Annotated in this window: 20 protein-coding genes; 12 read left to right on the top strand and 8 right to left on the bottom strand. The window is 71.4% G+C overall.

The features are described 5' to 3' along the window. Nucleotides 1-96 precede the first annotated feature (96 nt). Nucleotides 97-558, top strand: a complete 462-nt coding sequence (locus QSK25_RS17490; RefSeq protein WP_285639533.1) for a Crp/Fnr family transcriptional regulator — start codon at nt 97-99, stop codon at nt 556-558. Nucleotides 559-564: 6 nt separating this feature from the next. Here QSK25_RS17490 and QSK25_RS17485 read toward each other — a convergent pair whose 3' ends face one another. Beyond that, the gene (locus tag QSK25_RS17485; RefSeq protein WP_285639531.1) at nt 565-867 is read right to left on the bottom strand and encodes an HPF/RaiA family ribosome-associated protein; all 303 of its coding nucleotides are present in this window, start codon (nt 865-867) and stop codon (nt 565-567) included. A 151-nt stretch (nt 868-1,018) separates the two neighbouring features. Between QSK25_RS17485 and QSK25_RS17480 the strand changes: the two genes are divergently transcribed. Genes QSK25_RS17480 through QSK25_RS17470 form a run of 3 tightly spaced genes read left to right on the top strand, consistent with a single transcriptional unit; the run spans nt 1,019 to nt 4,831 of the window. Further along, on the top strand, nt 1,019-3,343 hold the full coding sequence (locus tag QSK25_RS17480) for a phosphoketolase family protein (protein ID WP_285639530.1): 2,325 nt from the start codon (nt 1,019-1,021) through the stop codon (nt 3,341-3,343). Then, nucleotides 3,334-4,443: an acetate/propionate family kinase gene (locus tag QSK25_RS17475; RefSeq protein ID WP_352235991.1), complete on the top strand. Its 1,110-nt coding sequence runs from the start codon at nt 3,334-3,336 to the stop codon at nt 4,441-4,443. The genes QSK25_RS17480 and QSK25_RS17475 overlap by 10 nt, the downstream gene beginning before the upstream one ends. Before the next feature lie 31 nt (nt 4,444-4,474). After that, nucleotides 4,475-4,831 (top strand): spore germination protein GerW family protein, encoded by a 357-nt coding sequence (locus QSK25_RS17470; protein WP_285639528.1) that lies wholly within the window; start codon nt 4,475-4,477, stop codon nt 4,829-4,831. Here the strand turns inward: QSK25_RS17470 and QSK25_RS17465 are convergent. Next, complete coding sequence (locus tag QSK25_RS17465; protein WP_285639527.1) at nt 4,808-5,401, bottom strand: Rv1733c family protein; 594 nt, start codon at nt 5,399-5,401, stop codon at nt 4,808-4,810. The genes QSK25_RS17470 and QSK25_RS17465 overlap by 24 nt on opposite strands. Nucleotides 5,402-5,593: 192 nt before the next feature. Between QSK25_RS17465 and QSK25_RS17460 the strand changes: the two genes are divergently transcribed. From QSK25_RS17460 to QSK25_RS17445, 4 genes are read left to right on the top strand one after another with little or no spacing between them, the layout of a single operon-like run. Continuing rightward, nucleotides 5,594-6,052 (top strand): universal stress protein, encoded by a 459-nt coding sequence (locus tag QSK25_RS17460; protein WP_285639525.1) that lies wholly within the window; start codon nt 5,594-5,596, stop codon nt 6,050-6,052. Beyond that, nucleotides 6,009-6,932, top strand: coding sequence for an ABC transporter ATP-binding protein (locus tag QSK25_RS17455; protein WP_285639523.1), 924 nt, complete (start codon nt 6,009-6,011; stop codon nt 6,930-6,932). Before QSK25_RS17460 ends, QSK25_RS17455 begins: the two co-directional genes overlap by 44 nt. 2 nt (nt 6,933-6,934) lie before the next feature. After that, nucleotides 6,935-8,095, top strand: coding sequence for an ABC transporter permease (locus QSK25_RS17450; protein WP_285639521.1), 1,161 nt, complete (start codon nt 6,935-6,937; stop codon nt 8,093-8,095). Then, nucleotides 8,092-9,189 carry an ABC transporter permease gene (locus QSK25_RS17445; RefSeq protein WP_285639520.1) on the top strand — a complete coding sequence of 366 codons (1,098 nt, stop codon included), beginning with the start codon at nt 8,092-8,094 and terminating at the stop codon, nt 9,187-9,189. The genes QSK25_RS17450 and QSK25_RS17445 overlap by 4 nt, the downstream gene beginning before the upstream one ends. 209 nt (nt 9,190-9,398) lie before the next feature. Here the strand turns inward: QSK25_RS17445 and QSK25_RS17440 are convergent, their stop codons facing one another. The 6 genes from QSK25_RS17440 to QSK25_RS17415 all read right to left on the bottom strand — a co-directional run bounded on the left by QSK25_RS17440 (nt 9,399) and on the right by QSK25_RS17415 (nt 13,550). Continuing rightward, the gene (locus QSK25_RS17440) at nt 9,399-9,857 is read right to left on the bottom strand and encodes a universal stress protein (protein WP_285639519.1); all 459 of its coding nucleotides are present in this window, start codon (nt 9,855-9,857) and stop codon (nt 9,399-9,401) included. Beyond that, nucleotides 9,847-10,275: an OsmC family protein gene (locus QSK25_RS17435; RefSeq protein WP_285639518.1), complete on the bottom strand. Its 429-nt coding sequence runs from the start codon at nt 10,273-10,275 to the stop codon at nt 9,847-9,849. Before QSK25_RS17435 ends, QSK25_RS17440 begins: the two co-directional genes overlap by 11 nt. Before the next feature lie 10 nt (nt 10,276-10,285). After that, entirely contained in the window at nt 10,286-10,738 is a 453-nt protein-coding gene (locus QSK25_RS17430) for a universal stress protein (RefSeq protein ID WP_285639517.1), read from the bottom strand. Nucleotides 10,739-10,820: 82 nt separating this feature from the next. Further along, complete coding sequence (locus QSK25_RS17425; protein WP_285639516.1) at nt 10,821-11,381, bottom strand: CBS domain-containing protein; 561 nt, start codon at nt 11,379-11,381, stop codon at nt 10,821-10,823. A 78-nt stretch (nt 11,382-11,459) separates the two neighbouring features. Next, nucleotides 11,460-12,362 (bottom strand): universal stress protein, encoded by a 903-nt coding sequence (locus QSK25_RS17420; RefSeq protein WP_285639514.1) that lies wholly within the window; start codon nt 12,360-12,362, stop codon nt 11,460-11,462. Nucleotides 12,363-12,395: 33 nt separating this feature from the next. Continuing rightward, nucleotides 12,396-13,550, bottom strand: coding sequence for a lycopene cyclase family protein (locus tag QSK25_RS17415; RefSeq protein WP_285639512.1), 1,155 nt, complete (start codon nt 13,548-13,550; stop codon nt 12,396-12,398). Between the two features lie 107 nt (nt 13,551-13,657). Between QSK25_RS17415 and QSK25_RS17410 the strand changes: the two genes are divergently transcribed. From QSK25_RS17410 to pflA, 4 genes are read left to right on the top strand one after another with little or no spacing between them, the layout of a single operon-like run. Next, nucleotides 13,658-14,263, top strand: coding sequence for a hypothetical protein (locus QSK25_RS17410; protein ID WP_285639511.1), 606 nt, complete (start codon nt 13,658-13,660; stop codon nt 14,261-14,263). A 1-nt stretch (nt 14,264) separates the two neighbouring features. Further along, a complete protein-coding gene (locus QSK25_RS17405; RefSeq protein WP_285639510.1) occupies nt 14,265-14,687 on the top strand; it encodes a hypothetical protein in 423 nt (140 codons plus the stop codon). Continuing rightward, nucleotides 14,684-16,936, top strand: a complete 2,253-nt coding sequence (pflB, locus tag QSK25_RS17400; RefSeq protein ID WP_285639509.1) for a formate C-acetyltransferase — start codon at nt 14,684-14,686, stop codon at nt 16,934-16,936. Before QSK25_RS17405 ends, pflB begins: the two co-directional genes overlap by 4 nt. Then, nucleotides 16,933-17,661 carry a pyruvate formate-lyase-activating protein gene (gene pflA / locus QSK25_RS17395; protein ID WP_285639508.1) on the top strand — a complete coding sequence of 243 codons (729 nt, stop codon included), beginning with the start codon at nt 16,933-16,935 and terminating at the stop codon, nt 17,659-17,661. Before pflB ends, pflA begins: the two co-directional genes overlap by 4 nt. Nucleotides 17,662-17,930 lie beyond the last annotated feature (269 nt).

Here is a 17,930-nt window from a genome sequence, read left to right as displayed (position 1 = left end):
CCGCGTGCGGCGGCACGACCACGGAGCTGTCGGTTGTGGACGGTGCGTCGCCAGAACCGGTTTCGGACGAAGAAGAATCCGGTGAGGTGAGTGAGCATGACCGTTCCGTCGACCGAGATCGACACCCTTCCGTTGTTCACGAACCTGTCGCACACGCGACGCGCGGCGATCGCCGGGGTCAGCAGGATCACGACCTACGCGGCGGGCACCCGGCTGTTCGAGGAGGGCGGGCTCGCCGACCGGTGCCGGCTCGTGCCGAGCGGCTGCGTCGTGGTGGACGCCGCCACCGGCCCGCACGGCCGGGTGGCCGTGGAGAGCGTCGGCCCCGGCGAGATCGTCGGCTGGTCCTGGCTGGTTCCGCCGTACCGCTGGCACTTCGGCGCCGGCGTCGTGTCGCCCACGCGGGCCGCGGTGGTGGACACCGCGGAGTTGCGGCGCCTGGCCGACGAGGACCCGGCGCTGGGTTACCAGCTTTCCCTGGTGCTGCTCGACGCGGTGTTGAACCGGTTGCAGGCCACCAGGACCCGGCTGGTCGACCTGCACCGGAGCTCGTCGTGAGCGGCCTCAGTTGTGCATCTTGAGCAACTTGTTGTGCAGCTGGTCGCGCACGGCGTCCACCGCCTCCTCGAACGAGACCGCCTCGGCGCGCCCGAGGACGGGAGTGCCGTCGACGTCCACGTTGACGTGCACCGAGATCGTGCGCGGCCCGGTGGTGGTGAGCCGGACATGGGCGAACGGCGCGGGCCGTGGCGCGTACCTGGCCAGCGGAGCGATCCGATCGTGCGCGTACTGCCGTGCGCCGGTCGCGATCCCGTCACCGAGTTCGACGACGACGTTGCCGATCTCCGTGGCGCCTGCGTGCTTCATCTGAACCTCCATCGACGTGATACCCGCACTCTCGCCCCGGCCGTGCCGTGACCACAGGTCCGAAGGTGCCGGGTCCGGCGGGACCTGGGTCCCTGGTCCTGGATCCGTTCAGACAGCACCGTGGAAAGCACATCGAGCTGAGGAGTGCCTCATGTCCCACGCGGACCTGGACCTGGTCGACGCGTACTGGCGGGCAGCGAACTACCTGTCCGCGGGCCAGATCTACCTGATGGACAACCCGCTGCTGACCGAGCCGCTCGCACCGGAGCACATCAAGCCGAGGCTGCTGGGGCACTGGGGCACCACGCCGGGCCTGAACTTCGTCTACGCCCACCTCAACCGGATCATCAAAGAACGTGACCTGGACGTGCTGTTCGTGACCGGGCCGGGCCACGGAGGTCCCGCGCTGCTCGCGAACACCTGGCTCGAGGGCAGCTACAGCGAGACCTACCCGGACGTCCGGCGCGACGCCGAGGGCATGCGCGCGCTGTTCCGGCAGTTCTCCTTCCCCGGCGGGGTGCCGAGCCACGTGGCGCCCGAGGTGCCCGGCTCGATCCACGAGGGCGGCGAACTCGGGTACTCGCTCGCGCACGCGTTCGGCGCGGCGTTCGACAACCCGGGCCTGATCGTCGCGTGCGTGGTCGGGGACGGTGAAGCGGAGACCGGGCCGCTCGCGACCAGCTGGCACGCCAACAAGTTCCTCGATCCCCTGCACGACGGCGCGGTGCTGCCGATCCTGCACCTCAACGGCTACAAGATCGCGAACCCGAGCCTGCTCTCGCGCATCCCGGAGGACGAGCTCGACGCGTTGCTGCGCGGCTACGGCTACGCGCCGTACTACGTCGAGGGCGACGAGCCGGACGCGATGCACGCGCGCATGGCCGAGGTCCTCGACCAGGTCGTCGACGAGATCCACCGGATCAAGAAGCGCACCGACCGCCCGAGCTGGCCGATGATCGTGCTGCGCAGCCCCAAGGGGTGGACCGGACCGTCCGAAGTGGACGGGGTGCCGGTCGAGAACACCTGGCGCGCGCACCAGGTCCCGCTCGCCGGGGTGCGCGACAACCCTGACCACCTGCGGCAGCTGGAGTCCTGGCTGCGCTCCTACCTGCCGGAAGAGCTGTTCGACGAGCACGGCGCACCGCGTCCCGAACTGTCGGAGCTCGTACCGGACGGCCCTCGGCGGATGGGCGCGAACCCGCACGCGAACGGCGGACTGCTGTTGCGGGAGCTGAAGATGCCGGGCATCCGCGCACACGCCGTGGAGGTCGTCAAGCAGGGCACCACGCACTCGGAACCGACGAGGGTGCTCGGCCGGATGCTCCGCGACATCGTGGTGCAGAACGCCGAGGCGCGCGACTTCCGCGTCTTCGGACCGGACGAGACCGCGTCCAACCGGTTGGACGCGCTGTTCGAGGTGACCGGGAAGCAGTGGCAGGCCGAGACGTTGCCGGTCGACGAGCACCTGGTGCACGACGGCCGCGTGGTCGAGGTGCTGTCCGAGCACCTGTGCCAGGGCATGCTGGAGGGCTACCTGCTCACCGGCCGGCACGGCCTGTTCAACTGCTACGAGGCGTTCATCCACATCGTCGACTCGATGTTCAACCAGCACGCGAAGTGGCTCAAGACGCACAAGAAGCTGGAGTGGCGCAGGCCGATCGCGTCGCTGAACTACCTGCTGAGCTCGCACGTGTGGCGCCAGGACCACAACGGCTTCTCCCACCAGGACCCCGGTTTCATCGACCACGTCGTGAACAAGAAGGCCGAGGTCGTCCGCGTCTACCTGCCACCGGACACCAACACGCTGCTGTCCGTCGCGGACCACTGCCTGCGCAGCAAGGACTACGTCAACGTCATCGTCGCCGGCAAGAACGAGACGCCGGACTGGCTCGACGTCGACGAAGCGGTGCTGCACTGCGCGCGCGGCGCCGGCATCTGGGAGTGGGCGAGCAACGACGAGGACGAGCCGGACGTCGTGCTGGCCTGCGCCGGGGACGCCCCGACCGTCGAGGTGCTGGCCGCGACGAAGCTGCTGCGCGAGCACCTGCCGTCGTTGCGGGTCCGGGTGGTCAACGTCGTGGACCTCATGCGCCTGCAACCCGACACCGAGCACCCGCACGGCATGCCCGACCGCGAGTTCGACGCGCTGTTCACCACCGACAAGCCGGTGATCTTCGCCTACCACGGCTACCCGTGGCTCATCCACCGCCTGACCTATCGCCGCACCAACCACCACAACCTGCACGTCCGCGGCTACAAGGAGGAAGGCACCACCACGACACCGTTCGACATGCTGGTGCTCAACGACATGGACCGCTACCGGCTCGTCATCGACGTCGTCGACCGCGTGCCGGACCTCGGCCCGAAGGCCGCCCGGCTGCGCCAGCTCATGCAGGACCAGCGCACCCGCCACCACGCCTGGATCCGCGAGCACGGCGAGGACCTCCCCGAGGTCCGCGACTGGACGTGGCAGTGAACGTCCTCGTCGTGAACGCGGGCTCGTCGAGCCTGAAGCTGACCGTGCTCGGCGGGGACGACACCGTCCTCGCCGAGCACCACGCCGAACGCTGGAACGGAGAACCCGGTCCGTTGCGGGACTTCCTCGCCACGGCTCCCCCGATCGACGCCGTCGGTCACCGGGTCGTGCACGGCGGTGCCGAGTTCACCGAACCGGTCGTGGTCGACGACCGCGTGCGGGCCGCGCTCGAAGACCTCACCGCGCTCGCGCCGTTGCACCAGCCCCGCGCGCTGGCCGGCATCGACGCGGCGAGCGAGGCGTTGCCCGGCGTGCCGCAGGTCGCCTGCTTCGACACCGCCTTCCACGCGACCATGCCCGAACACGCCACCACGTACGCGCTTCCCCTCGAATGGCGCGAGAAGTGGGGACTGCGGCGGTACGGGTTCCACGGTCTTTCGCACGCCTACGCGTCACGCCGGGCCGTTGAGCTCGCCGGCACGCCGGACGCGCGCGTGGTCAGCTGCCACCTCGGTGCGGGCGCATCGCTCGCGGCCGTGCAGCGTGGCCGGTGCGTCGACACCACCATGGGGTTCACTCCCCTGGCCGGGCTGGTGATGGCCACCCGCAGCGGTGACGTCGACCCCGGCCTGCTGGTGTGGCTGCTGCGGGCCGGCCTCCCCCTCGACGACCTGGAAGCCGGGTTGGAGCACCGGTCCGGTCTCGCCGGGCTCGGCGGGGTGGGCGGTGACCTGCGGGACGTGCGGCGGGCCGCGGAGGCGGGCGACGAGCGGGCCGCGCTGGCGTTGCGGGTGTACGTGCACCGGCTGTGCCAGTCGATCGCCGCGATGACCGCCTCGCTGGGCGGGGTGGACCTGCTCGTGTTCACCGGCGGGGTCGGCGAGCACGACGCCTTGCTGCGCGCCGAGGTCGTGGGCAAGCTGGCGTTCCTGCACGAGCTCGACGTCTTGGTGGTGCGGGCGCGCGAGGACCTGGAGATCGCCGCTCAGACGCGCGCCGTTGCTCAGGCGACGCCCGTTCGTCCGCACCGAGTGCCTTCCAGCACCACCGTGCCGGGACCTGCGGCCCTGTCCCCGCGCACCCGCCCGGACCGACGCTGACCAGGCGAGGACACCACCCCGAGGAGGAACCGTGAAGGTCGACGAACTCATCTCGAAGACGAAGGACTCGTTGCAGGCCAAGAAGGTCTACGCCGAGCCGTACGAGAAGGACGGCATCACCGTGATCGTCGCCGCGGCGCTCGCCGGAGGTGCGGGCGGCGGCACCGGACGGGACGAGAAGGGCCAGGAGGGAGAGGGTGGCGGCTTCGGTGTCAACGCGAAGCCCGTGGGCGCCTTCGTCATCAAGGACGGCAAGGTCCGCTGGGAGCCCGCGATCGACGTGAACCGCCTGATGGCCACCGTGGGCACGGTCGCCGTCGCGGCGCTGTTCGTCGCGTTGCGGCTGCTCAAGGCACGGCATGCGTCAGCGGACGGTCCCGTCGCGTGACACCTGCCGCCACTCCCGCTCCCAGCGGCGGCGCCGCGACCGAGTGTGCGCGAACCGGGTCAGCGCGTAGAGCACCGCGGTCACGGCGGTCGCACCGCCCCAGACCGCCAGTGCCAGCCCGATCGCGTTGAGGAGGGCACCCCAGCGCGACAGGGGCGGCGGCGTCACCACACCGTCGTGGTCGACCCAGATCGGCACGGTGGACCCCGCCGGCGCGCCGTGGTGGGCCTGCACCTCGCCCTGGCGCGTCTCGCCGTCCGGCGCCCTCCACTCGGCCGGGACCGGTGTGGTCTCCAGGACCGTGCCGCGATCGTCGACCCGCTGGGGCGCGGCCGCGTTCTCGAGGAGGACGGCCTCGGCGGGCCACCGGGTGTCCTGCTCGCTCACGACCCGGTCCCGCTGGCGCGCGTGGAACTCCGACCCAGCGGCAGCCGCGACCGGCACCGCCAGCACCGCGACCGCGACGACGAGGGCCAGCAACGCTCCCTCGAGCCGATCGCCCGCGGTCGCGAGCTCGTTGCGACCCGGGAACGCCTGACGCAGGGCTCGGGCGATCGGCTTCTGGTTCACGGTCCCACCTCCACCGTCCAGGGTTCCGCTGCCCGGCGGCCGGTCCCAGGGCACAAAGTCTCTTCACCACCCTCCCACCCGTCCTCAGTGGACTGCCGCCGGCCGGCACGGGTCAGACGGGACGAACGGCCCTGCGCGACCACGCCCCCGCATCGGCACGCTGATCACACCGACCACCACGAGGAGCCGCACATGAAGCCCCCGTCCACGATCGTCGTCGGCGTCGACCGCTCACCGGCCGCGAAGGCGGCGCTGGCCTGGGCCGTGCGGGAGGCGAAACGCACCGGCGCGACCGTTCACGCCCTGTCCGTCTGCCGGCTCGGTTCCTCGTCGGACGACACCGCCTCCGCCCAGGCCCACGCCCACCGGCTCGCGGAGGCCGTGGCCGCGCTGGGAGCGACCGAGGAGGGCGCGCGGCTGGAGCAGGAGGTTCCGCACGGCGTGCCCGGCCCCGTGCTCGTCGAGCGCTCCGCCGACGCGGACCTGCTCGTGATCGGCGAACACGGTCACCGCCAGTCCGGGGTGACCGTACTGAGCCCTACGACCGAGTACTGCCTGCGGCACGCCCGATGCCCCGTGGTCGTCGTACCGCTGGAGGGAGCACGCCATGACGGTCCTCTCATGCTCCGGCCTGAGGCGCCGGTTCGGTGACGTGCTCGCGGTGGACGACGTGTCGTTCACCATCGGCGAGGGCGAGACCTACGGCCTGCTCGGGCCGAACGGCGCGGGCAAGACGACCACGATCTCGATGATCACCGGCGTGCTGGAGCGAGACGCCGGCGAGGTCGTGGTCGCCGGTGTGCCGATGTCCACGCGCACCGTCGCCGCCAAACGCCTCGTCGGTTACGTGCCCCAGGAGCTGGCGCTGTACCCGGACCTCACCGGCCGCGAGAACCTGAGGTTCTTCGCGAGCCTGCACGGCGCGGCCAGGAGCCGGGTCGAGCACGTGCTCGGCGTCGTCGGGCTGGCGGACCGCGCCGACGACCTCGCCCGCGAGTACTCCGGCGGGATGAAGCGGCGCCTCAACGTCGCCATCGGGCTGCTGCACGAGCCGAAGCTCCTCGTGCTGGACGAGCCGACCGCGGGCGTCGATCCGCAGAGTCGCAACCAGATCATCGAGAACGTCCGGACACTCGCGGCCGGGGGCATGGCCGTCCTCTACACGACGCACTACATGGAGGAGGCCGAGCGGTTGTGCGACCGGGTCGGCGTCATCGACTCCGGCCGCCTGGTCGCCGAGGGCACCCGCCGCGAACTGGTCGAACGGCTCGGCGAACGGGACAGGATCTCGTTGCAGCTCGAAGGCGACCTCGCGCGCGCCGCCGCGGTGGCGGGCGCGGTGCCGTCCGTGCACGGGGTGTCGGCGCACGGCCACGGTCTGGAGCTGGTCGTGGACGACGCGCGGGAAGCCCTTCCCGCGGTGCTGTCCGCCATCTCGACCGGTGGCGCCGTGGTGCGGGCGGCCGAGTTCGACGAACCGAACCTGGAAACGGTGTTCCTGCACCTCACCGGCAAAGCCCTGCGGGAGTGACGATGCGCCACGCCTTGCTGATCGCCGGCCGCGACCTGCGCGAGCGGGCCCGCGACCGCACCGCCTACCTGCTCGCCGTCGTGCTGCCGCTGGGACTCGCGGGCATCTTCAGCCTGGTGCTCGGCAACCTCGCCGACGGCGAGGTCTTCCACTACGTCGTCGCCGACTCCGACCGCGGTGAGATCGCGAGGACGTTCACCGGGGACGTGCTGGGGCAGGCGGCCTCGTCAGGCGCGATCGAGGTCCGTTCCGTCTCCTCCGAGCAGGAGGCTCGTGCCCTGGTGGACGACGGCGCTGCCACGGCGGCGTTCCTGCTGCCCGCCGGGCTCACGCAGGACGTGCTCGCCGGTCGAGCCGCGCGGATCGAGGTGGTCGGCGACGTGGACGCCCCGACCGGGACGCAGGTCGCCCGCTCGCTCGCCGGGTCGTACGCCGACCGGCTGGCCGCGGTGCGGGTGGCCGTCGCCGCGACCGTCCACTCGGGAGTGACGACCGATCCGTCCCTGCTGTCCGTCGAAGCCGCCGCCGCGCTGCCGCAGACCGCGGTCGCCACCGACACCACGGCCCGTCGCGAACTCGACGCGAAGACCCGGTACGCGGCGGGGATGGCGGTGTTCTTCCTGTTCTTCGCGGTGCAGTCCGGCGTGACCGGCCTGCTCGACGAACGCCGCACGGGCACGCTGGCGAGGCTGCTCGCGGCACCGGTGCGCCGGTCGTCGATCCTCGCCGGGAAGATCCTCACCAGCGTGGCGGTCGGCCTGGTCAGCACGACGCTGCTGATCTTCGCGACCTCGTTGCTGATGGGCGCGCACTGGGGAAATCCCGCCGGCGTGGCCCTGCTGGTCGTCACCGGGGTGCTGGCCGCGACCGGCGTGATGGCGGTGGTCGCGGCGTCGGCGAGGACGGCCGAGCAGGCGAGCGGCTGGCAGGCGATCACGGCCATCGTGCTCGGCGCGCTCGGTGGTGCCTTCTTCCCCGTGGCACAGGCCGGGGGTCTGCTCGAGCAGCTCAGTCCGATCGCACCGCACCACTGGTTCCTGCGTGGCCTCGCCGACCTCGCCGGCGGCGGCTCGGTGCTGCCCGCCGCGGCGGCGATGACCGCGTTCGCGGTGGTGACCGGTTCGATCGCGCTCGTGCTGTTCCGGAAGGTGGTGCGGCCGTGAAGGTGCTGACGATCGCGTGGAACAACGTGCACCGCGCGCTGCGCGACCGCACCGGGTTGTTCTTCCTGGTGGCACTCCCCCTGTTGCTGGTGTTCGTCGTCGGCGCCGCGTTCGGCGGCGCCGGGACACCGGTGGTCGGCGTGGCGGGCGACGCGGGCGTGCTGCGCGACGACCCGGCGGTGCGGGTGCGCGCCTTCGCGGACGAACCTTCACTGCGCGCGGCCGTCGAACACGGCGAGGTCGGCGCGGGCCTCCTGCGGACGGGCACCGGTGCGCCGCTGCTGCTCGTGCGGTCCGACCAGGCCGGTCAACAGGTTCGACTGCTCGTCACGTCGGCGCTGACGCGGGAGGCGAACCGCCTCTCCGCCGCCGGCTTCGTCGCCGCGCACGCGGGAACCGACCAGGCCACGGCGCTGTCCGCGGTGGACTCGACCCGGGTCGAACCGGTCGAGGTGCGCACGAGCACCACGGGGACGGCGTTGTTCCCCGAGAACTTCTCCGGGTTCGACCTCGGGGCGGCCAACCAGCTCCTCGTGTTCACTTTCCTCAACTCGCTCACCACAGCGGCAGCGTTGGTCGAGGCGCGCACCCTCGGTGTCACGCGACGGATGCTCGCCACCCCGACCCCGGCGTGGGCCGTCGTGGCGGGCGAGGCGCTCGGCCGGGTCGCGATCGCGTTGCTGCAGGGGCTGATCGTGCTCGCCGGGTCGGCACTGCTGTTCGGCGTCCGCTGGGGTGACCCGGTCGGCGCGGGCGCGTTGCTCTGCGCCTTCGCCCTCGTCTCCGGCGCCGCGGGCCTGGTGCTCGGGGCCGCCTGCCGCACCCAGCAGCAGATCACCGGGCTCGGCATCCTGCTCGGTCTCGGCCTCGCGGCGTTCGGCGGGTGCATGGTGCCGTTGGAGTTCTTCAGTCCAACGCTGCGCACGGCGGCGTTCGCGACTCCGCACGGCTGGGCCAACGACGGCTTCGACGTGCTCACCCGGCAGGGCGGCGACCTGTTCTCGATCGCGCCGAACCTGGCCGTGCTGCTGGGTTTCGCGGTGGTGTTGTTCGGTCTCGGAGCGTGGTGGCTGCGCCGGGCCATGACCCGCTGAACCCCCGACTGTCCACTTCAGACGAACGAGCCGACGACCCGGTGCCCGGACGAGGTCGGCACGGCGGGCGACGACGCGCCGGTCGGGATCTCCCGCGCCGGCTGGAACAGCCCGCCGGCGAAGAGCTCGTCTCCGGGCTCAGACCTGCCGCGCCACCGGCTGCACGCGCGTGCACCCGCACCGGGGAGCCGGTGGCCATCGGAAACCTCCTACGAAGCGTCGTGCCCGGCCGGGGCGTGCTCGTTCACGGGGATCACGACGACGGGCACGGACGAGTGGCGCACGCAGTGCATGCTGGTCGAGCCCATCACGATCTGCCGCAACCGGTGGCCGGTGTGGGAGGCCACGACGAGCATCGCGGCGCCCTTGGACGCCTCCTCCAGCACTTCGGCCGCGTCACCGCGCAGGCTCCGCCGCTCGATCTCGGGCTTCTCCTCCCGGCCCTGCAGCGCTTCCCTCAGCGCGTTCCCGACGAGCTCTTCCGAACGGCCGAGGCGTTCCTGCGCGCTCGTCTCGTTCCAGTCGACCATCGGCTCGAAGTTCCAGGCGTTCACGACGTGCAGCGGGCACCGCCGCACGGTCGCCTCGTCCACCGCCCAGCGCAGGGCCAGGGCGGAGGCCGCCGTTCCGTCGACACCGACCACGATCGGTGCTCTCTCAGTGCTCACAGCTGTCCTCCTCGACGCGGATCTCGACCTCGGGCGGGTGCCGGAGGGTGTTGTGCACGGTGCAGTGGTTCACGACGGCCTGAAGCGCGGCCTTCTGTTGCGGCTCAAGACGTTCCGCCACGTGTGAGGTGACCTTGATCCGGCTGACCCGTGCCGGCCGGTCCACCGCCATCTGGTACTCCACGCACACGTGAAGTCCCTCTGCCGACAGGTGGTGGCGGCGCAGGTACACGTTGGCGTAGTGCGCGACGCAGGTCGCGAGCGACGCGACGAACAGCTCGACGGGGGACATCGCCCGGTCGCTGTCCGGCTGGTCGGTGTGCAGCTCGTGCGCGCGCAGCCGGATGACGAACTCGTCGTCACGGACGTGCCGGACCGTCAGCTTGCGCGAGGTCGACGGTTTCGAAGCGGTGGTCATGGTGGCCTCGTCACGGGGTGGTCGCCGGTGTCGTCTGCTCGGCCGCTCTCACGACCACGACGGGACAGGTGGCGTGGTGCACGCAGTACGAGCTGACCGAGCCGAGCAGCAGTTCCGCCAGCGGGTTCCGGCCCCGGTTGCCGACCACGAGCATCCGCGCGTCGCGGGACATCTTGACGAGCAGGTCGCCCGCGTCGCCCTCCGCCAGCACACGCCGAACGTCCACCCCCGCGGTCGCCTCGTCGAGCACCGCGCGCTGCGCCGCCTCGACGCCGGCCGGGTCCGGCACGCTCGCGACGGGCATCGGTCCCATCATCACGGCGTAATCGACGTGCCACGCGGAGACCACGTCCACCGGGCACTCCAGGACCCGCGCCTGGTCGACGGCCCAGCGCAACGCGGCCTTGGCCGCGGCACTGCCGTCGACGCCCACCACGATCGGCCGGAGTTCGTCGTCGCTCATGCGTCTCAGCGTCTCGGGTGGGCGGTGCGCCGGTCAGTGGCCGCAGGCCCGCCCACCTCAGGACTTTCGTCCCGCCGCCCGATCACGACGCGACGACGGACGTCCGCACACCCGGCACCGTGCGCACCAACGCCTCGATCACCCTGCGCTCGGCGTCGTCGAGAAACCTCCCGGCCACCCGCACCTCGCCGTCGTCGACCGCCACCATCCACTGTGGATCGCGATGGTAGGCGCGCAACACCGTCTCCACCCGTGCCGCGAGCACCGCGTCGGCCGGGGTGAGGACGCGCAGGAGGTCGCTGCGGCTGACGACCCCGACGAGGACGTGCCCCTCGGTGACGATCGGCAGGCACCGCAGGCGTTTCGACAGCATGGTCGCGGTCAGCTCGGCGGGCGTGGCCGTGATCGGGGCGCTGATCACCTGCTCGCGCATGATCCGCGACACCGGGCCGTCGGCGGTCTCCGGAACCGTGCCCGCGAGCAGGAGGTCGGCCCCGGAGACGATGCCCACCACCCTGTTCTCCTCGTCCACCACCGGCAAGGCGTAGAACCCGCGGTCACCGATCACGGCCGCGGCTTCGCGGACGGCGGTGCCGGGAAGGACCGAAACCGGTGGGCTGGTCATCACATCCGCTGCGTTCATGTGATCGAGCCTGTGACTCGGTCGCGCGGTGCGGCAGAGCGGTTGGCCACGCCGGCGCGGTGACGTTGGTCCTCGTCGTCATCCCGCCGGGCGGACGATCGCGAGCGGGCACGGGGCGTGGTGCACGAGGGCCTGACTCGTGGAACCGAGCACCATGCCCGCGAACCCGCCACGACCGTGGCTGCCCACGACCAGCAACTGCGCGTCGACGCCGTAGCGCATCAACGCTCGTGCGGGCCGATCGCGCACCACCTCACGCAGAACCTCCACGTCCGGGTACTTCTCCTGCCACCCGGCGAGCCGCTGGGCGAGCAAACGGCGTCCGTCCCCCTCCACCTGCGCCCAGTCCGTCGCCATGCGCGAGATGTTGTACGCGCTGTCGACGGTGAAGTCCTGTGAGGTCATCACGGCGACCAGCCCGGCACCGCGCGCCGACGCCTCCTCGAACGCGAACGCCACGGCCGCCTCGCTCGTCGGCGAGCCGTCGACACCCACGACCACCGGGCCGCCGGGCGCCGCCGTGCCCCGCACCACGACCACCGGGCACCGGCCGTGCGCCGCCAGGGCGATCGCGGTGGAACCGACGAGCAGCCCGGTGACGGAGCCGTGCCCGCGAGAGCCGACGACCACGAGGCGCGCGGTCGCGGACTCGTCGATCAGCAGTCCCGCGCCGCCGCAGCTCACCACCGCGGTCGTGATCTCCACCTCCGGTGCGGCGGCCTTGGCCGCGGCCGCCGCCTCGGTCAGCCAGGCCCGCGCCTGCTCCTCCATCGCCCGCCGGGTCTCGTCCGCGATGATCAGCATCTCCGGATAAGCGTTGGCGGGCACCATGTATCCGTGCACGAGTCGCAGCGGTGCGCGGTGCCGCGCGCATCCGGCAGCGGCCCAGCTCGCGGCGGCCAGCGCCGACGCCGACCCGTCGATCCCCACCACCACAGGCGGGTTCGGTGCCTTGACGTGCTCACGAGAGGTTTCGCTCATGTCGTTGACGATCCCGTCGCCGCACGTCGTCCGTCAGTGCGGACGGCCCCACTCGGCCGGGGCCGTTCGGCCCTCGTGGGCGAGCCTGCGCCGTGCCGCCGCCAGGTACGGGGCCGCGGGCATGCCCGCGAACAGCCGCCACTCCCCCGCGACCGAGCTCTCCTCGTCGAGGAACCGCAGCGCGGGCTCCGCGGTGCGGCGCCGGAACAGCGCGCCGAACGCGCGTTCCAGCTGGGCGGGCTCACGCGTCACCACGTCGAGCAACGTGCCGTCGAACGTCCTGAACCGAGCCGGTGTCACCGGCAGGTCGAACGGATGACCGTTGCGCCGCAGGGAGTCCGCGATCGCCGCGCTGTCGCGCTGGATCCGCTGGTAGGCGAACCCCGTGGAGGCTTTGAGCAGGCCGCCCTCCGCACCGATCCGCAGGACCGTGCCGCCGGCCCGCACCGGCTGTGCGGCGCGCAACGGCAGGACCGCGCGCTCGGCGCGTTCCACCTCGTGACCGCCTGTCCGCACGACCTCCGTCAGGTACTCGGCGAGCGCTTCTTCCTGGTCTGACGGGGATTCCGGCGCTCCGGGCGCGGTGAACGCGGTGTGCTCCACGAGGGCGTGGTGCGCGTCGAAGGGCAGCACGTAGACGAAGCTCGCGCTGTTGAGCTGTGACGTGCGGAAGTCGAACAACGTCGGTGTCTCGGCGTCGAACGCAGCGCGCTCGCTGCGCACGTGCCACCCGCGGAAGACCAGCGAGGCGTCCGCCGGCGGTGGTGACCCGGGCCCGATCACGCTGTCGAAGACCCACTTCGCGCGCACGTGCTCGCCGTCGACGATCACCCCGTCCCGCTCGATCCGGTCGACGTGCCCGCGCAGCGAGGTGAAGTGCCGCAACGGGTTCGTGAGCCGCGCGACGGCGTCGGCGAGGTCGCCGCCCCGCACGACCCGGTACCGGTAGGCGCCCAGCCGCACGACCTTCGTCTCCCCGTTCAGGTGCACCCGGACCTGGTCGAACCACCGGCACGCGGCCGCGTCCAGCAGCCCGGGCCGGTCGGTCCACGACGCCCACGTCCTGGACCTGAGGTCCCGGCTCCCGTCGTCGACCACGACCACCGGCCGGCGGTGGTCGGCCACGGCGAGGTGGGCCGCGAGGCTCACCCCGCTCAGCCCTCCGCCCGCGATCACGATGCGCATCATGTCCCCACCCTGCTCACCGGATCCCCGCGCCGACACGGAACAGCGGACCGGTCAGGTGAGGACCTTCGTCCCTGCGTCCGGCGACGCCGGCGGCGCACCGTTGAGGTATGAGCACCAAGCTGACCACCGGCGACCTCCGCGGGGTGTGGTTCCTGCGGGTGACCGCGGGCGAGTTCCTGGGATTCCTCGTCCCGGCGCTCGCCGGAGCGCTGTCGGCTCCCGCACCCGTGCTCGTGCTGGCGGGGGTCGCCGAGGGCGCGGTCCTGGGTGCGGCGCAGTGGAGCGTCCTGCGTCGCACTTTCCCGGTGTTGCGAGCCGGGGCGTGGATCGGCGTCAGCGCGCTCGCCGCCGGGTTCGCGTGGGCCGTCGCGCTGCTCGCCGTGGACAACGGCGAACGCCTGAACTCCCTGCCGCTGCCCGCCGTGCTGGCGGTCGCCGCCCTCTCCGGCACGGCCGTCCTGCTCTCCCTCGGCACGGGCCAATGGCTGGTGCTGCGACGACACGTTCCCGGGAGCTCGCTCTGGATCTGGGCCAACGCACTCGCCTGGGCCGCGGGACTGCTGGTCTTCACGGCGTTCACCACCCCTCTGTGGCAGCCGGGACAGACCACCGCCCTGATCGCCCTCATCGGCGCGTCCGGGGGTCTCCTCATGGCCGCGACGATGGCGGCCATCACCGGCCTGTTCCTCTACCGCCTCGCGCAACGGAGCTGACGTGACCACCTCGATGATCAAGCATCGGGCGACCTTCGCGCTGAGCGCGGTCGTGGCGTTGGGCGCGTGGGCCGGAGCATGCCTGTTGCTCATCGGCGCCATCGACTTCGGCAGGGACGTGACGAGCCGGCTTCCCTTCCACAGCGCCGTGTTCGCCGCGATCGCGTTGCTGTTCGTCGTCGCGGTGCCGATGACGCTGACGGCGTGGCTCTGCGCTCGGAGCAGCACGTGGTGGCGGCTCGCGGGTGCGAGCGCCGGCGCGATGCTGATCGGCTGGATCCTCGTCCAGCTCGCGTTGATCCAGACCTTCAGCTGGCTGCAGCCGCTCATGGCGGTCGCGGGCGTCGTCGTGCTGCTGAGCGCGTTGTCCAGCGGACCACGTCCCCCACTCCACCCGCGACCAGGAAAGGCGCAGATCCGATGACGACGACCGCCGACCGCACCACCACCTCCGCCTGGCAGGGCTTCACGCCCGGCCCCTGGTGCGACACGATCGACGTGCGGGGGTTCATCGCCACCAACCACGTCCCCTACGAGGGCGGTGCGGAGTTCCTGTCCGGGCCCACCCCTCGCACCACCACGCTGTGGCACGAACTCACGACGATGTTCGTCCAGGAACGCGCCCGCGGCATCTACGACGTCGACGCGCACACACCTTCGTCCATCACCTCGCACGCCCCCGGCTACGTCGACCGCGACCACGAGATCGTCGTGGGCCTGCAGACCGACGCGCCGCTCAAGCGCGCGATCATGCCGCAGGGCGGGCTGCGCATGGTGGAGACGAGCCTCGCGACCTACGGCTTCGAACTCGACCCGAGCGTGCGCGACATCTTCACGAGGTACCGCAAGACGCACAACGACGGCGTGTTCGACGCCTACACCGCCGAGATCCTGCGTGCTCGCAAGGCCGGGATCATCACCGGACTTCCCGACGCCTACGGGCGCGGCCGCATCATCGGCGACTACCGCCGCGTCGCCCTGTACGGCGTCGACCGGCTCATCGCGGCGAAGCGGGCCGAACGCGCCGCGCTCGACGAGCTCTGGTCCACGGAGGACGTGATCAGGGAACGCGAGGAGCTGGCCGAGCAGACGCGCGCGCTGGAGGAACTGCGCCGGATGGCCTCCACCTACGGCTACGACATCTCCGGTCCGGCCACCACGGGCCGTGAAGCCGTCCAGTGGCTGTACTTCGCCTACCTCGCGGCGGTGAAGGAGCAGAACGGCGCTGCCATGTCGCTCGGCCGCACCTCGACGTTCCTCGACGTCTACCTCCAGCGGGACCTCGACAACGGCGCGCTCACCGAGGGCGAGGCGCAGGAACTCGTCGACGACCTCGTGATCAAACTGCGCATCGTCCGCTTCCTGCGCACCCCCGAGTACGACGAGCTGTTCTCCGGCGACCCGACGTGGGTCACGGAGTCCATCGGCGGCATGGGATCCGACGGCCGCCCGCTCGTGAGCCGCACGAGCTTCCGGTTCCTGCAGACCCTCTACAACCTCGGCCCCGCGCCGGAGCCCAACCTCACCGTGCTCTGGTCGCCCCGGTTGCCGGAGGGCTTCAAGCGGTTCTGCGCCCAGGTGTCCATCGACACCAGCTCGATCCAGTACGAGAACGACGAGCTGATCCGCCCGAGGTTCAGCGATGACACCGCCATCGCCTGCTGCGTCTCGGCGATGGAGGTGGGCAAGCAGATGCAGCTCTTCGGCGCGCGCGTCAACCTCGCCAAGGCGTTGCTGTACGCGATCAACGGCGGCCGCGACGAGATGACCGGCGCCCAGGTGGCGCCCGCGTTCCCGCCGATCACCACGCAGTACCTGGTGTACGACGAGGTGCGGGCCGCGTTCGACCGGATGACCGACTGGCTCGCCAAGACCTACGTCGAGGCGCTGAACATCATCCACGCCATGCACGACAAGTACGCCTACGAGCGCATCGAGATGGCGTTGCACGACCACCCCGTCCAACGACTGCTCGGCTGCGGCATCGCGGGCCTCTCCGTGGTGGCGGACAGCCTGTCGGCCATCCGCGACGCCCGCGTGCGCGTCGTCCGCGACGAGTCCGGTCTCGCCGTCGACTACGTCGTGGAGGGCGACTTCCCCAAGTACGGCAACAACAACGACCGCGCCGACGCGATCGCCGTCGACCTCGTCGAGAGCTTCATGACGAAGGTGCGGCGCTATCCCGCGCACCGCGGCGCCGTGCACACCCAGTCCGTCCTCACCATCACCTCGAACGTCGTCTACGGCAAGCACACCGGCAACACCCCGGACGGCCGCCGCGCGGGCGAGCCGTTCGCACCGGGCGCCAACCCGATGAACGGCCGCGACGACCACGGCCTCGTCGCCGCCGCCCTGTCCGTCGCCAAGCTCCCGTACGACCAGGCCCAGGACGGCATCTCGCTCACCGCCACCATCACCCCCACCGGCCTCGGCCGCACGAAGGACGAACAGGTGACCAACCTCGTGGGCGTCCTCGACGCCTACACCGACGCCGGTGGGTTCCACCTCAACGCCAACGTCCTGACCCGCGAGACCCTCCTGGACGCGATGGAACACCCGGAGAACCACCCGCAGCTGACGATCCGCGTCTCGGGCTACGCGGTCAACTTCATCCGCCTCACCCCCGAACAGCAGCGAGACGTCATCAACCGCACGTTCCACGAGGCGCTGTGACCACCGGGTCGGTCCACTCGTGGGACATCGCCACCGCGGTCGACGGACCGGGCACCCGCTTCGTGCTCTTCCTGAGCGGGTGCCCGCTGCGGTGCCTCTACTGCCACAACCCGGACACCTGGCACATGCGCGACGGCCACCGCATGACCGCCGACGAGGTCACGGCCGAGATGGAGCACTACCGCCGCTTCATCGAAGTGGCGGGTGGCGGGATGACGATCAGCGGAGGTGAACCCCTCCTGCAACCGGGCTTCACCTCCGCCGTCTTCCGCAGCGCCAAGGAACTCGGTCTGCACACCGCACTCGACACGTCAGGTTTCCTCGGCGCCCGCGCGTCCGACGCGCTGCTCGCCGACACCGACCTCGTCCTGCTCGACATCAAGTCGTGGGATCCCGCGACCTACCGCCGCGTGACCCGGGGCGAGGTCACGCCCACGCTGGAGTTCGCACGACGCTTGTCCGACCTGGGCAAGCCGATGTGGGTACGCTTCGTGCTCGTCCCGGGCTACACCGACGCACTCGACAACGTCGAAGGCATCGCCCGGTTCGTCAGCGGCCTGGACGCCGTCGAACGGGTGGAGGTGTTGCCGTTCCACAAGCTGGGCGCCCCGAAGTACGCGGCACTCGGCCTCCCGTTCCCGCTCGCGGATGTTCCCACTCCGGACCAGGACCTGGTCGACCGCGTGCGAGAGCAGTTCGCGTCTCACGGACTCGCCGCGCTGTGAAGGGGGAAGGCACGGTTTCCGATCGAGACCCGCGCAGCAGACCCAGCCTCGGGGAGACCGCGACATGAAACGCCGGTCGCCCGGCTGACCGAGCGCGGCGAGCTCGTCGTCTCCGTTCCGGTGTCGACGCGTCGGTCGACCACGGCGGCGGCACAGTTGCACAGCCCCGGCTCCAGTCGTACACCCGGCGGCGCCGCCCCTGCCAGCGACAACGGTCCGGCGGTCCACGAGTGCGTCCCGATCCCCGCCGAACGCGACGGCTGACCCCT

The organism is Lentzea sp. NBRC 102530 (genome assembly GCF_030269365.1).
Classification (GTDB): Bacteria; Actinomycetota; Actinomycetes; order Mycobacteriales; family Pseudonocardiaceae; genus Lentzea.
Note: the sequence above shows the minus strand (reverse complement) of the source record. Positions and strands in the feature narration are given on the sequence as shown.